The sequence below is a fragment of the Burkholderia sp. BCC1985 genome (assembly GCF_905339915.1).
Taxonomy (GTDB): domain Bacteria; phylum Pseudomonadota; class Gammaproteobacteria; order Burkholderiales; family Burkholderiaceae; genus Burkholderia.
This window is the reverse complement of record NZ_CAJPGY010000004.1, coordinates 146,192-160,173: the sequence shown is the minus strand read 5'-3', so window position 1 is coordinate 160,173 and position 13,982 is coordinate 146,192. Positions and strand designations below refer to the sequence as shown.

General features: G+C 67.7%; 12 protein-coding genes. 5 read left to right on the top strand and 7 right to left on the bottom strand.

From position 1 onward, the window contains the following. Positions 1-20: 20 nt before the first annotated feature. The 4 genes from U4Z31_RS05585 to U4Z31_RS05570 all read right to left on the bottom strand — a co-directional run bounded on the left by U4Z31_RS05585 (position 21) and on the right by U4Z31_RS05570 (position 3,471). Positions 21-1,754 carry an ABC transporter permease gene (locus tag U4Z31_RS05585; protein WP_321809681.1) on the bottom strand — a complete coding sequence of 578 codons (1,734 nt, stop codon included), beginning with the start codon at positions 1,752-1,754 and terminating at the stop codon, positions 21-23. 594 nt (positions 1,755-2,348) lie between these two features. Further along, positions 2,349-2,798, bottom strand: coding sequence for a CBS domain-containing protein (locus U4Z31_RS05580; protein ID WP_321809680.1), 450 nt, complete (start codon positions 2,796-2,798; stop codon positions 2,349-2,351). A 61-nt stretch (positions 2,799-2,859) separates the two neighbouring features. Further along, the gene (locus U4Z31_RS05575; RefSeq protein ID WP_321809679.1) at positions 2,860-2,985 is read right to left on the bottom strand and encodes a hypothetical protein; all 126 of its coding nucleotides are present in this window, start codon (positions 2,983-2,985) and stop codon (positions 2,860-2,862) included. A gap of 72 nt (positions 2,986-3,057) precedes the next feature. After that, positions 3,058-3,471 (bottom strand): hypothetical protein, encoded by a 414-nt coding sequence (locus U4Z31_RS05570; RefSeq protein ID WP_124485871.1) that lies wholly within the window; start codon positions 3,469-3,471, stop codon positions 3,058-3,060. A 486-nt stretch (positions 3,472-3,957) separates the two neighbouring features. Between U4Z31_RS05570 and phaZ the strand changes: the two genes are divergently transcribed. From phaZ to U4Z31_RS05555, 3 genes are all read left to right on the top strand, one after another. Next, positions 3,958-5,172 carry a polyhydroxyalkanoate depolymerase gene (gene phaZ / locus U4Z31_RS05565; protein ID WP_321809747.1) on the top strand — a complete coding sequence of 405 codons (1,215 nt, stop codon included), beginning with the start codon at positions 3,958-3,960 and terminating at the stop codon, positions 5,170-5,172. 475 nt (positions 5,173-5,647) lie between these two features. Next, a complete protein-coding gene (locus U4Z31_RS05560; RefSeq protein WP_321809678.1) occupies positions 5,648-8,074 on the top strand; it encodes a membrane-bound PQQ-dependent dehydrogenase, glucose/quinate/shikimate family in 2,427 nt (808 codons plus the stop codon). A gap of 107 nt (positions 8,075-8,181) precedes the next feature. Then, positions 8,182-9,288 (top strand): porin, encoded by a 1,107-nt coding sequence (locus tag U4Z31_RS05555; protein ID WP_321809677.1) that lies wholly within the window; start codon positions 8,182-8,184, stop codon positions 9,286-9,288. Positions 9,289-9,341: 53 nt separating this feature from the next. Here the strand turns inward: U4Z31_RS05555 and U4Z31_RS05550 are convergent, their stop codons facing one another. Continuing rightward, positions 9,342-10,112 (bottom strand): class I SAM-dependent methyltransferase, encoded by a 771-nt coding sequence (locus U4Z31_RS05550; protein ID WP_321809676.1) that lies wholly within the window; start codon positions 10,110-10,112, stop codon positions 9,342-9,344. A 303-nt stretch (positions 10,113-10,415) separates the two neighbouring features. Here U4Z31_RS05550 and U4Z31_RS05545 point away from each other — a divergent pair, with 303 nt between their 5' ends. After that, the gene (locus U4Z31_RS05545; protein ID WP_044846518.1) at positions 10,416-10,736 is read left to right on the top strand and encodes a hypothetical protein; all 321 of its coding nucleotides are present in this window, start codon (positions 10,416-10,418) and stop codon (positions 10,734-10,736) included. 50 nt (positions 10,737-10,786) lie between these two features. On the opposite strand, the gene U4Z31_RS05540 is transcribed toward U4Z31_RS05545, so the two are convergent. Both U4Z31_RS05540 and U4Z31_RS05535 read right to left on the bottom strand, forming a co-directional pair. After that, a complete protein-coding gene (locus U4Z31_RS05540) occupies positions 10,787-11,785 on the bottom strand; it encodes an ABC transporter substrate-binding protein (RefSeq protein WP_321809675.1) in 999 nt (332 codons plus the stop codon). Between the two features lie 67 nt (positions 11,786-11,852). Continuing rightward, a complete protein-coding gene (locus tag U4Z31_RS05535) occupies positions 11,853-12,197 on the bottom strand; it encodes a DUF3088 domain-containing protein (RefSeq protein ID WP_321809674.1) in 345 nt (114 codons plus the stop codon). A gap of 478 nt (positions 12,198-12,675) precedes the next feature. Between U4Z31_RS05535 and U4Z31_RS05530 the strand changes: the two genes are divergently transcribed. Further along, on the top strand, positions 12,676-13,860 hold the full coding sequence (locus U4Z31_RS05530) for a porin (protein ID WP_321809673.1): 1,185 nt from the start codon (positions 12,676-12,678) through the stop codon (positions 13,858-13,860). The last annotated feature ends 122 nt before the right edge of the window (positions 13,861-13,982 follow it).

The following is a 13,982-nucleotide window of genomic DNA, read 5'->3' as shown; positions in this document are numbered from 1 at the left end:
GTAAAGGATCGGTCGAGGGCTCAGTCGAGCCGCGTGCGGCGCTCCGCGAACGCGTACATCGGGCGCCACACGAGCCGATTGGTCGCGATCACGAGCAACGACATCACGGCGACGCCGAGCGCGATGCGCGGATAGTCGCCGGCGTCGGTCATCCGCGCGATATAGGCGCCGAGTCCGCCGGCATCCAGGCGTGTGCCGCCCCAGCTCACCGCTTCGGCGACGATGCTCGCGTTCCATGCGCCGCCCGACGCGGTAATCGCGCCGGTCACTAAGTACGGCAGGACGCCCGGCAGCATGACGTGACGCCACCAGGTCGGCGGCCGCACCCGGAAGCAGGCGGCCGCTTCGCGCAGGTCGGCCGGGAACGCGCTCGCACCGGCGATCACGTTGAACAGGACGTACCATTGCGCGCCCAATATCATCAGCGGGCACAGCCAGATGTCGGGTTCGAGCCGCAGGCGCACGATCGCGAACACCGCGACCGGAAACAGCAGGTTGGCCGGAAACGCGGCGAGGAACTGCGTGACCGGCTGGATGCGGGCGGCCACGCCCGGGCGGAGGCCGATCGCGATGCCGATCGGCACCCAGATCGCCGACGCGAGGGTGACCAGCACGGTCACGCGGACGAACGTGAGCCCGCCTTCGCTTGCGACGGCGCGCAGGTCCGTCCAGGTCAGCGTCGCGCGTCCGAGCCGGAACAGTTCGAACACCGCATACGCGCATCCCGCGCCGCACGCCGCGAACCAGAGCACGTCGCCCGTGTGTCGCGGCAGCGCGATCCGGCCGCGCCATGCCGGCATGAACCCGCGCAGCCGCGCGCGCGCCGCCCGACGCAGCACCGCCCGGACCGGGCCGACCGCACGGCCGATCCATCGCGATCGGTGGAACAGGTCGAGCATCCAGCTGCGCGGCCCGACCGTGGGCGCGGCATCGCCATAGCGGAACCGTTCCGACCATGCGACCAGCGGCCTGAACAGCAACTGGTCGTACAGGACGATCGCGACGCTCATCGCGACGATCGCCCAGCCCACGGCGGCGAGGTCGCGGCTCGCGATCGCCTGCGCGACGTAGGCGCCGACGCCCGGCAGGTCGACGTGCAGGTTGCCGACCGCGATCGCCTCGGACGCGACCACGAAAAACCAGCCGCCCGACATCGACATCATCGCGTTCCAGACGAGTCCCGGCATCGCGAACGGCACGTCGAGGCGCCAGAAACGCTGCCATGCGGACAGCCGGAAGCTGCGGCTCGCCTCGTCGAGATCGAGCGGCACCGTGCGCAGCGCCTGATAGAAGCTGAACGTCATGTTCCAGGCCTGGCTGGTGAAGATCGCGAAGATCGCTGCGCACTCGGCGCCGAGGATCCGCCCCGGAAACAGCGACAGGAAGAACAGCACCGTAAACGACAGGTAGCCGAGGATCGGCACCGACTGCAGCACGTCGAGCAGCGGGATCAACACGCGCTCGGCGCGACGGCTGCGCGCGGCCGCGGTCGCATAGGCGAACGTGAAGACGATCGACGCAAGCAGTGCCGCGAACATGCGCGCGACGGTGCGCAGCGTGTAGCCCGGCAGCGCCGCGGGCGACAGCGAAATGGCCGGGGGATGCGACACCACCAGCGGGCCGGCCATCTGGTGCGCCGCGATGCCGGCCAGCAACAGGAAGCCGACCACGATCAGCATCGCGGCGAGATCCCGCCAGCCCGGCACGGGCAACGTCCAGCGCCCGCCCCGCAATACCTCAGCATGGTGCTCCACGACGCCTCTCCCGCCGATGATGGCGGTTCATCTTCCCGGGTGGGGCGGCCGGCGGGCTTGACCTGCGTCAACCGCCCTGCAACGGGTGGCGCGACGATTGCGGCGCGTCCCCCGCGCAACGGCCATCGTTCACGCGCATCCCGCCCCCGTTCCGGCGATGCCGTACCGCGCCGGCGAGCGCGGCCGCGTCGGCTCACGCGGCCGGCCACGCGTTCGCGAGCGCCCCGGCCCGGCCCGGCGGGCAGTCAGCGACACGGCTTTCACAGGCTCCGCGGCGTGCCGCACTCGCGGCATCGGGATACGACGCGCGATAAACGAACAGCGGCAGGCAGAGGTCGTGTTCGCGAATCGGCGTCGTCAGCAACGCTCCGGCCGGGCACCCACGCGCCGGCATTCCGGCGCTGTCATGCCCGCCACGCCCCCTGCGCGCACCGGATGGTCGCAGATTGCGCCTGGCCACTGGCGCACCCGGGTGCGCGGGCCGCCGCGCCGGTCGCGTGTCATGGCGTCGCGCGCGTCCGAAGGGCGCGTCGCACCGGCATCGGGGCCGCCGCCGCGTCACGCATGGCGCGACGGAAGCGGAAACCGACCGGATCAGCCACGCTGCTTCTCCTCGAAATACGGCTGGCGGGCCGCCACGAGCCGCAACTCGTCGAGCAGCGCGGCGGCCGCGCGCAGCAGATCGTCGAGCGAGACAATGCCGACCAGATCGCCGTCCGCGCCGACGACCGGCAATCGACGGACGCCGTGCTGGCGCATCCGCTTCGCGAGCAGCCAGATGTCGTCGTCGACGTTCGCGGTCGCGACGGGCGCCGACATGATGTCGGCGACGAACAGCGAGCCGGCCTCCGCATCGGGGCTGACCACCGTCAGCACGATGTCGCGATCGGTCACCACACCGACCGGCACGCGGCGCCCCTCCTGTTCCCGCACGACGATCAGATCGCCGGCGTGCGCCTCGCGCATCATTGCCGCCGCCTCAACGACGGTTGCTCGCGCCGAGCACACGGCGACATCGCGGGTACAGAGCATCGCGGCATTCATGTTGGTTCTCCCGGCCGGTGCGAAGCGGACCATCGATCGATGTCCGCGGCTGCCCGAGCCATCATGCAGCGGTCAGTTGATCGACCACGTCGCGATGCATTTCCATGCCGGTGCGCACTGCATCGGTCGACGGGGCACGCTCGGGTTCCTGCTCGACGCACTTCTTCGGCCCGCTGGGGCCTTTCATGGCCATCGACGCCTGTCCGCAACCGATGAAAACAACGGTAATTCCCGCTGCACCGCGTGGCATCGATACAGGTCAGCGCACGGCGTGATGCGCGATCCCGGCCGATGTCTGCGCGGCGATCGCGCGACACGCGGTCGTGACGTCGACATTGCCCCGTTGCTTGGCGCGATCGCGTGTGGCGAGCCGCGACACCATCCGGCGCCCGTCGGCCGACAGGCAGGCGGGCGACTCCGCAAGCGACGCGGCATCCAGTCGAACGAGACCGCGATCGACGAGGCAGCGCAGGTCGGCGGGGTCGCCCTGCTGGCGCCGCGGTTCGCTGGCGAGCACCATCAGGATCGCGATTTCGTGGGGACTCAGCAGCCGGTCGCCGTCGGGGTCGATCGGCTGATGCACGCGAGACGTGACGGCCGACACGCTCGGAGCCGCTGCAGAGGAACGGGAATCGATCCGGCGATTCGACGTGTTCGCGAACGAGAGGTGCATGATGGTTTCCGTATCATGAACGTGAAGGCGCAAACGGCACGGAACATGTCGATCGCGGTCGGGATCGACATGCGAGAACATCGATATTCGCGCGTGCCGGGGAGTCGTTCTTGATGCAGGTCATCCAGCAGACGCGAACGATCGAAATATTCCGCGATTCGTCCGACGCAATGCGCTTCGAAACACCGATACGCATGCGTCGCGAGACCAGGCCGGATGGCTGGACCGGTCTTCGCGTCGAACTTCCCGTCAACCGGCGCGTGGATTGCAAGGGAACACGCGGGGCATCGCGGCGATCGACGACGCAAGCAGAACACGATGAGCATGCGTCGCGGCGTGCCCATGTTCCGCGCCGTGCATCCGTCGGCGATCCGTAGACCAGCCTGCACCGGCGATCGGGGCGACGCTGATGCAGGTCAACCCGTCGCCGCGCGATCAGGCGACAGTAGGCTTGTCCGGATTTCCCGCGATTTTCTGCCATGCGCCATGTGGTATGACCTGATCGAACAGCAACGGCAATGGTTGCGCACATGGAACGCGGCGGCGCGGTTCACGCGCGGTCTTTGGCCCGATGCCGCATCGTCGTGCTACGCCGACCTGTTCGAACCCCTGCTCGACCTGCCGGCCGACGCGCCACGGTTCGCCGTCGATTCGGTCGACGTGGACGGACGGCGCGTCGACGTCGACGAGTCGATCGTCGCGCACACCCCGTTTTGCACGCTGCGCCGCTTCGCGCGCGCGGATGCGCAACGCATGATCCTGCTGTGCGTGCCGCTGGCCGGCCATGCGGCCGTGATGATGCGCGAGACGGTCGAGACCCTGCTGGCCGACGGCGACGTCTGCGTCACCGACTGGACCGATGCGCGCGACGTGCCGTGCGGCGCGGGCCGATTCGGCCTCGACGAATACGTGTCGATGCTCGACCGCTTCATCGATACCCTGCTTGCGGACGCCCGGCCGGTGCACGTCGTCGCCGTCTGTCAGGCGACGTTTCCGTCGCTCGGTGCCATCGCGCTGCGCGCGCAACGTGACGCCGCGCTGCCGGCGAGCCTGACGTTGATCGGCGGCCCGCTCGATGCCCGCATCAATCCGGGTGCGCTCGGCACCGCGGCCCGGTCGCATTCGCTCGACTGGTGTCGCGCCACGCTGATCGACACGGTGCCGCACGGCTTCGCCGGATACGGGCGGCAGGTATTTCCGGCCTATCTGCAGCGCGCCGAGATCGCGGTCACCTACCCGCAACGCTACATGGCGCTGGTCGATCGCTATCGACGAGCGGTGTCGAGCGCCGACGCCGACGCACTCGCAACCGCACGCCGCGCACTGCGCGAATATCTGACGCTCCTCGACATGCCCGCCGAGTATTTCCTCGATACGGTCGACATCGTGTTCCAGCGGGCTTGCCTGGCAAACCGGACGTGGCACGTTCACGGCCAGCGGGTCGAGCCCGCCGCGCTGCGCTCGATCGTGTTACTGACCGTCGAAGGCAAGTGCGATGCCGTCACCGGTGCCGGCCAGACCCATGCCGCTCTGGCCATGTGCAGCGGCCTCGCGGCGGATGCCCGGCAACGCGTCGACATCGACGATTGCGACCACTACGGACTCTTTACCGGCGATCACTGGCACGCCGACGTGCATCCGGTGCTGCAAGCGGCGTTCGCCCGGGCCGAACGCGGCCGGCTGCGCTCGTGCGCGGCGTGATGCGCCTTCAACCCGGCGCGGAACGGTCGTGTGCCCATCCGCCCCGTTCATTCCGACGACGCACGCGCGCCGGGCTCGCTCGGCGCCTCGGCGTCTCCCGTGACGGCACCAGGCACAGCGCTGCATCGCCCCAACGTCGCCCGGGGCGGCTTCCCCCGGTGCGGTTCGTTCACTTGCTGCAAGAAATCGACCGTGTTTCCGATCGATCGCCCGTCGCACTAATCTGCAACACACTTTCAACCAATCGAACAAGAATCGACGAAAAAATGGGCGAGCAAAATCTCCGGTTCGCCATTAAAATGCACCGCTTGGTTAATTTCTACAGCTAACCAGGCTGCACGATCAGGACCTGCGAAGCCCGCGCCCGCGCATGCATGCCGTGCGGCGCCTTCTCCACGTGTTCGAACAGGGCCACCCACGGCGCCCTCTTCCCGCCTTTCGATGCAGCCCGGCGCAAACGGATAAGAAGACACTCATGTCCAAGCAATCCCCTGCAGAGCCGATTCGTGCTTCCGCCCGCATCGGCCTGACCGCCGCGGGCGCGGTCTCGCTGCTCCTCGGCCTTTATTTCGTCATCGGCGGCGGCATGCTCGTCGCCCGTGGCGGGAGCGCGTACTACCTGCTGGCCGGGCTCGCCCTGTGTGCGACCGGCGTCCAGCTCGCCCGGAGCCGCGCCAGTGCGGTCGCGATCTACCTCGTGATGCTGATCGCCACGGCGCTGTGGGCCGTGTGGGAAGTCGGCTTCGCGTTCTGGCCGCTCAACGCGCGGATCTTCATGTTCTCGATGATCGGCATGCTGCTCGCGCCGGCCTGGCCGCTGCTGCGCCGTGCCGAAGGCAAGGCACCCGCACGCGGCATGGCATGGGGCATTGCCGCACTCCTGCTCGCCTGCAACGGCGCATTCGTCTACGGCATGTTCGTGCCGCACGGCACGTTCGGCACCGAGACGCCCGTGCCGGCGGCCGGCAATGCAGGCACCGACGACTGGACGGCCTACGGTCACTCGGACGGCGGCGACCGCTTCACGCGCTACGCGCAGATCGATCGCGACACGGTGAAGCACCTGCAGGTCGCGTGGACGTTCCGCACCGGCGACACGCCGCTCAGCCCGGACGGCGGCGGCTCGGAAGATCAGCAAACCCCGCTGCAGGTCGGCAAGACGCTGTTCCTGTGCTCGCCGCACAACACCGTGATCGCCGTGGATGCCGCGACGGGCACGGAGAAGTGGCGCCATGCGTTCCCGACCAAGACGACGGTCTGGGTCCGCTGCCGCGGCCTCGCGTACTTCGATGCGGACAAGCCGCTCGTGCAGCCGACCGTCGCCGGATCGACGCCGGTCCTGCCGGTCGCCGCGTCCGGGGATCCGGCCGTGTGCCGCCGCCGCATTTTCATGAACACGATCGACGCGAAGCTCGTCGCGCTCGATGCGGACACCGGCAAGCTGTGCGACGGCTTCGGCGATCACGGCATCGTCGACCTGAAGGCCGGCCTCGGTAACGCGAAGAGCCCGTTGTACCAGCTCACTTCCCCGCCGACGGTCGCGGGCACGACGGTGGTCACGGGCGGCCGTGTCGCCGACAACGTGTCGCTCGACATGCCCGGCGGCGTGATCCGCGGCTTCGACGTGATGACCGGCAAGATGAAGTGGGCGTTCGATCCGGGCAATCCGGACGATCACGCGCAGCCGGCGCAAGGCAAGACCTTCGTGCGCTCGACGCCGAACGTGTGGGCGCCGATGACCTACGACGCGACGTCGAACACGGTCTACATGCCGGTGGGCAACGCGGCGATCGACCTGTGGGGCGTGAAGCGCACCGCGCTCGACGAGAAATACGGCGCTTCTCTCCTCGCGCTCGACGCCACGACGGGCGCGGAAAAGTGGCACTTCCAGACGGTCCACCACGACCTCTGGGACTACGACGTGCCGATGCAGCCGACGCTGATCGAGTTCCCCGCGGAAGGCGGCAAGCGCGTGCCGGCGCTGATCGTCGGCACCAAGATGGGCCAGCTGTTCGTGCTCGACCGCGTGACCGGCAAGCCGCTGACTCAGGTCGTCGAACATCCGGTCAAGACCGCGTCGATTCCGAACGAGCCGTATTCGAAGACCCAGCCGCTGTCCGTCGGCATGCCGCAGATCGGCGCCGACGTGCTCAAGGATTCGGACATGTGGGGCGTCACGCCGATCGACCAGCTGATGTGCCGCGTGATCTTCCGCGGCATGCGCTACGACGGCCTCTTCACCGCGCCGGACACCGATCGCTCGCTCAGCTTCCCGGGTTCGCTCGGCGGCATGAACTGGGGCGGCCTGTCGTACGATCCGAACGCGGACATGATCTACGTGAACGACATGCGCCTGGGCCTCTGGGTCCATCTGGAGCAGGAGAAGAACCGCGGCGGCGCCTCCGACGGCAACGAATCGGTGAACGCGGGCATGGGTGCCGTGCCGCTCGGCGGCACGCCGTACTCGGTGCTGAAGGACCGCTTCCTCTCGCCGATCGGCATCCCGTGCCAGAAACCGCCGTTCGGCAGCCTCACCGCGGTCGACCTGAAAACCCGCCGCATCGCATGGCAAGTCCCGCTCGGCACCGTGAAGGACACGCGCCTTCACGGCGTGCAGATGAACATGCCGTCACCGATCGGCATGCCCACCATCGGCGGCTCGCTGACGACCGGCGGCGGTCTCGTGTTCTTCGCCGCAACGCAGGACTACTACCTGCGCGCGTTCGACAGCTCGACGGGCAAGGAACTGTGGAAGGCACGGTTGCCGGTCGGGAGCCAGGGCACGCCGATGAGCTATACAATCGGCGGCAAGCAGTACATCGTCATCTCGGCAGGCGGCGCGCGCCAGTCGCCCGATCGGGGCGACTACGTGGTGGCTTACGCCCTGCCCGACAGCAAGTAAGCGCCGGAATCGACCGGATCGCGTGCGGGATGGTGCGGCGAGGGTTGCCGCACCGTCCCGCATTCAGCGCGTCACCTCACTGTCTCGACTGCATGCTACCGTTGTCCATGAATCGTTCCTTTCCCGCTTCCCGCACCCGAAATCACGACCTCACGCCGGGACGCCGCCGATCGCGCCGGCCGGCGGCCGTCACACGTTTCGCACTGCGCATCGGTGCGGCCGCAACGGCCATTGCCGCACACGCGTCGGCGGCCCATGCGCAAAGCGGCGTGACGCTGTACGGCACGATCGACACGAGCATCGAGATCACGAATCCCGGTGCGGGTTACGTCGCCCGGATGGATTCCGGCGCGTATCGCGGCTCGCGCATCGGCGTGCGCGGCGCGGAGGATATCGGCAACGGCGTGAAGATCCTGTTCGATCTCGAGAACGGCTTCGGCTCGGCGGACGGCACCCTGGCCGCCGCCAACACGTTGTTCAACCGCCAGGCCTGGATCGGCGTGAGCTCACGCTACGGCACGGTGCGGGTCGGCCGTCAGTATTCGCCGATCTACATCCCGTTCAAGGGGCAGCTCGATGCGTTCGGGGCCGGCACGATCGCGTCGGGGCTGAACAATCTGTCGAAAATCACGCCGTACGAAAGCAATGCGATCACGTACCTGTCCCCCGAGGTGCACGGCTTTTCGACCACGATCATGGCGTCGTTGCGCGACGCTAAGGACGGCGACGGCAACGGGCTGGCAGGCCACATCGAGACGTTCGCCTGGCATGACGGCCCGCTGCGCATTTCGTACGCACACCAGCAAACCCACGGCAGCGGCGCACTGCGCGCCAACCTCGGCGGCGTGTCCTATGCGTTCGGCCCGGTGACGGCCTTCCTGTCGTACTTCAATGGCGACGGCGGAACGCCGCGATATCACAGCGACGGCGTGTCGGCTTCCGCACGCTACGCGGTGAACGCGCGTTTTCGCGCGTCGCTGGGTTATACGTGGCTGCGCGACCGGTCGGGCCGCGACAACGATGCCGACCAGTTCAGCGCGGCATGCGAATACGATGTGTCGAAGCGGGTGCTGGTCTATGCGAGTGCCGCGTGGCTTCACAACCGCGGCCAGGCCACCTACACGCTGAGAGGCGTGAACGTGACCGGCCTCACGCCTTCGTGGCCGGGTGCGTCGGTGCGCGGTATCCAGTTCGGCGTGATCGATCGCTTCTAGAAGAAGCGCACGTCCGCGGCCGATGTCGCGATCGACGCGACGCGCCCCTTTCACTAAAAGAATTTCGCAAGCCACCCCGGCGCCGCCGCGCGATCGAACACCACGTGCAGCTCCGGGCTGAACGAGCCGAATTCAAGCCCGTGCCGCGTCGCCAGCAGCGTCAGCGCCTGGCTCGTATAAAACGAAATATGCCCGTTGCGCGGCACGCAGTACCACCATTGCTCGATCCCGCGCGCCAGGATCTCCGGCGTGATCAGGGACGTCTGGAACAGCAGTGTGCCGGCAGGCGCCCGGTAGCGGATGATGTCGGCGAACAGGCTTCGAGGATCCGGATGATGCTCGAAGACCTCGAACGACAGGATCGAATCGAACTGCCCCTGCGGCGCGACGGGATGGCTGAACGGATCATACGAAGTCACGTCCGCGAAGCCGCGCGCGGACAACTTCTTTTCCAGCAGCCCGAGCCCCGAGCCGAAATCGAGAATGCGGGTCTCGCGCATCGACGGAAAGCTTGTGCAGATCAGGTCGGCGTGCTGCTGCGGACGATGCTCGAGATACTCCGGATCGTGGCGCGCGTAGTCGTCGTTGTACACGTGACGCGCAAAATCGTCGTGCGTCCAGCGGTCGAAGGCCGGCGTACACGTGAATCCGCATTGCCGGCACGCGTAGTAGTAGATCGGCACGCCCACGAACGGATCGACCTTTTTCCCGGCGATCATGTCGGCGCCGCAGCGCGAAAAATCGACCACGCCGCAGATGTCCGCGTCGGCACCGCACACCTTGCAGGCGATCGTCGCCGGATGGTTGGCCGGAATGTCAATCATGTTGCAGTCCCCTGGTTGGCTTCAGGCGTACGCGCCACCCGCTCGGTCACGTCGCCCCGGCGCCCCGGCGCCGTCTGCCGGAACGGCGTGGCCGACGGCTACCGCGGCGAATCGCCCCGATCCGCGCACGATACCCGGTTTCCGGCGAACATTTGTTAAATAGCTTGAATAGCCGACAACCGGTCGACAATTTGCCTTAACATCCGGCCACACGATCGACCACGGGCTTCAGCAAGGACCGCGGTCACCATTTTCAGCGGCGCGAAAACGGGCGCGGCTTTCATTCGAACGGACGGACCGACCATGTTCCAATCACCAGGAGACTCCTTCGTCGGCGGCTCGCTGCTCGGCCTGTGCGTCGAGGTGCCGCTCGCCGTGCTCGTTTCGCTGATGATGCATGGCGTCGACTGGACCGGGCCGCGCATCGCGATGCTCGTCGCGACGCCGGTACTGATCGCGTGCACCGTGCTGCTGACTCGCCCGGTGGCATTCAGCACCGTATGGAAGCACAAGCGCTCGCCGTTCGAGCTGGACGACAATGTGCGCGCGTCGATCTACGGCCGGCTGACCGGCATCGCGCTCGGCCTGGTGTTCGGCATCATGGTCGCGACGACGTTCGCCTGATTCGATCCGCGCGACAGTCACCTACCGGCGTGTGAAGCGCCGGTCGCCCATCACGCCGACGCCACCAGCGCGTTGAACGACGTATCCCAGAACGGCGCAACGTTCGCCGGCCCATCCAGCACGCCGATTCGCGCGAATACGTCCGCGACTCGTTGATGCTGCGCGATCACGTCGGGCGTGACGGGCAGCAGTGCGTAGTCGTCGCTGCGCTGCGCGAACATCGCCTCGAGATCGGCAACCGGCACGCGCGTTTCGCCGTTCTGCGCGCGCGCATAGGCGCCGAAATGCCCGTTCGCCCACGCGTACGCGCGCTGGAACCGCAGCAGCAGATCGCCGGTCGCCGCGCGCCGGCGCGGGTCGTCCAGCGTGCGCGGGTTCGCATAGATCGGGAAATTGCCGGACAGATAGCCCTTGCCCGTCTTCAGCACGCGCGCCCCGTAACGGTTGCGCGCGAGCTGGCCGTTGTAGCCGTAGATCGCCCACGCGTCGAGGTCGCCGCGGTCGTACGCGGACAACCCGTCGGCCGGCGACAGGTTGATCGGATGGATGTCGTCGAAACCGAGGCCGGCCTCCGCGAGCTGCCGGTACAGGAAATGGTGCGACGTCGTCGCGCGCACGTAGCCGACGCGCTTGCCCTTCAGGTCCGCGATGCCGAGGATCGGCGTGTCCTTGCGCGCGAGCGTGACCTGGTTGTTCAGATCTTCCCGCGTGCGCGAGATGAACCGGACGCTGGCCTTCTGGCGTGCGGCGAACACCGCGGAAATCTCGCTGCCCGAGCCGATGTCGAGCGCATCCGCGTTCAGCGCCTCGATGTGCAGCACGCCGTTGTTGAGCTCGCGCCACTCGATCCGGTACGGCGTGTCGCTCAGGCCGGCCGCCTGCAGCAGCGCGCGCCAGCCGCCCTTGTAGGTCGCGACGCGCAGCGTGGTGCCGGCAAGATCGGCGTTGACGGTCGGCGCGGCAAGCGCGACCCGCGCGACCACGGGGCCCGCCGCGAGCGCGGCGCCGGCGAGCAGCAGGCGGCGGCGTGCCGCCGAAGTTGACGCCATCGGATACTCCTGTCGATTGAACGGTAAAGGGAAAAAGGAAGCCGCCGTGCGCGACGGCCGACGTGCGTCAATGCAGCGAAGGAAAACCGTGGCGCTCGGCCAGCAGATCGAGGATGCGGCGCGGGTCGGTGACGAAGCGCGTCGGGCCGAGCGCTTGCGCGTCGTCCGGCGCCGGTTGCGCGCTACCGAGCACGAGCACCGGCAGGCCTTGATGCGCGTCGTCGAGCACGTCGATCACCGCGTGCCGCGGCCGTTCGAAACCGACCCGGCGCACGTCGAGGCGGCCGGCCCGCTCGGGCGCGCTCGCAAGCAGGCCTTCGATCGCCAGTCCGTGAGGACAGACGAAGTGTCGGCCCGGATACTTCGGATCGGCAAAGCCCGGTTCCAGCAGAAACAACACATCCCGACTCATTTCACACGGCTCCCATATTCGTGGTTCAACCGGGCTGCACACTGCGTGCGCTGCGCCCGGCGCTGGCCGGCTCGCGGCCGGATGCCCGACTCTACTGCCTTGCATCGCGCGGCCCTACCAACGTTTTGCGGAATCGATATGCAGGTGTGCCTACCGCATCGGCCGCGCGTCTCACAGAGCCGCGTTGCATAAAAACATCGTCATCCGAACGGATCTCGTCGCGATATCCAACGATTTCATCGATCGATATGCGCACGACCGCGCATGGCCGTCGCGCGATGTTCGCCATCCATGCCGATACGTCCGCTGCAGCACGCGCGCCGGACGCGATCGCGGCGCACGCGTCGAGCGTGCAGCGGCACGCATTGCAATTCGCTCGCGCAGCGAATTGCAAACCACGGATCGAACGTTCGTCGACCGGACCGACGTCAATAGCATCGTGATCCTCGCAGATTCACCCATAAAAAAGAGGTTATTCATGATCAAGAAGTCGGTAGTCCTGGGTTTGGTTTCGATCGGTTCCATCGGCGCGCATGCGCAGAGTTCCGTCACGCTGTACGGCGTCGTCGACGCCGGCTTTGCCTATACGAACAGCCAGGGCGGCGCGAGCAACATCCAGCAGACGAGCGGCAAGCTGAGCGGCAGCCGCTGGGGCCTGAAAGGCAACGAGGATCTCGGCGGCGGCCTGGCGGCCGTGTTCACGCTCGAAAGCGGCTTCCGGCCGAGCGACGGCGGGCTCGGCCAGGGCGGCCGCCTGTTCGGCCGCTCCGCGTACGTGGGCCTGAGCAAGGCCGACCTCGGCACGCTGACGTTCGGCCGCCAGTACGAGCCGATCACCGATCTCGTCGCGCAGTACGCGGGGTCCGGTTTCTGGTCGCCGGCCACCCATGTCGGCGACAACGACAACCTGAACCAGAGCTTCCGGATCAACAACGCGGTGAAGTTCCGCAGCGCGACGATCGCCGGTTTCACCGCCGACGCGCTGTACGCGTTCAGCAACCAGGCGAACGGCGGCGCGGGCACCGGCTTCTCGAACAACAACGCATGGGGCGTGTCGGCGAACTACGTGAACGGCCCGCTGTCGGCGGGCGCCGGCTATGTGCGGCTCAGCCACCCGAACGCGACGTCGAACACGAGCGGCGCGGTGGGCGGCGCGACCACGACGACCGGCAACGACTACAGCGGCGCGTTCTTCTACGGGCTGAACGGCGGCGTGCGCAAGCAGCAGATCGGCGTCGCGGGCGCGAACTACGCGCTCGGCCGCGCGACCCTCGGCTTCGCGTGGAGCCACACGCAGCTCGACTATGTCGACGGCTCGTCGCGCAAGTTCAACAACTACGACGTGAACGGGCGCTACCAGATCACGCCGGCGGCGACGCTGATCGGCGTCTACACGTTCACCGACGGACGCGCGAGCGGCTTGCCGGGCACCGGCGGCCAGACGCTGAAGCCGCGCTGGCACCAGTTCACGCTCGGGTTCGACTATGCGTTGTCGAAGCGCACCGACATTTACCTGTCCGGCATCTACCAGCTGGCCGCGGGCGATGCGAGCACCGCGACGTCCGGTGGCTATCGCCGGATCGCGGCAATCTCGAACATCGGCAGCGCATCGTCGACGAATCGGCAGCTCGCGTTCGTCAGCGGGCTGCGCGTGAAGTTCTGAGCGTTCGCGCAGCCGGCGCGGCGCGATAAGCAAAGCGGGAATCGTTGTTTGCCGCGTCGCGCCCGGTTGCCGAGAATGTCCGTTTTTCCGGATGCTGCCGCGCCCGCGCGCGGCACGGCTTC

Coding starts and splice junctions, on each gene's coding strand:
- U4Z31_RS05580 (WP_321809680.1), bottom strand. CDS start 2,798: ATGAATGCCGCGATGCTCTGTACCCGCGATGTCGCCGTGTGCTCGGCG.
- U4Z31_RS05575 (WP_321809679.1), bottom strand. CDS start 2,985: ATGAAAGGCCCCAGCGGGCCGAAGAAGTGCGTCGAGCAGGAACCCGAG.
- U4Z31_RS05570 (WP_124485871.1), bottom strand. CDS start 3,471: ATGCACCTCTCGTTCGCGAACACGTCGAATCGCCGGATCGATTCCCGT.
- phaZ (WP_321809747.1), top strand. CDS start 3,958: ATGTGGTATGACCTGATCGAACAGCAACGGCAATGGTTGCGCACATGG.
- U4Z31_RS05560 (WP_321809678.1), top strand. CDS start 5,648: ATGTCCAAGCAATCCCCTGCAGAGCCGATTCGTGCTTCCGCCCGCATC.
- U4Z31_RS05555 (WP_321809677.1), top strand. CDS start 8,182: ATGAATCGTTCCTTTCCCGCTTCCCGCACCCGAAATCACGACCTCACG.
- U4Z31_RS05550 (WP_321809676.1), bottom strand. CDS start 10,112: ATGATTGACATTCCGGCCAACCATCCGGCGACGATCGCCTGCAAGGTG.
- U4Z31_RS05545 (WP_044846518.1), top strand. CDS start 10,416: ATGTTCCAATCACCAGGAGACTCCTTCGTCGGCGGCTCGCTGCTCGGC.
- U4Z31_RS05540 (WP_321809675.1), bottom strand. CDS start 11,785: ATGGCGTCAACTTCGGCGGCACGCCGCCGCCTGCTGCTCGCCGGCGCC.
- U4Z31_RS05535 (WP_321809674.1), bottom strand. CDS start 12,197: ATGAGTCGGGATGTGTTGTTTCTGCTGGAACCGGGCTTTGCCGATCCG.
- U4Z31_RS05530 (WP_321809673.1), top strand. CDS start 12,676: ATGATCAAGAAGTCGGTAGTCCTGGGTTTGGTTTCGATCGGTTCCATC.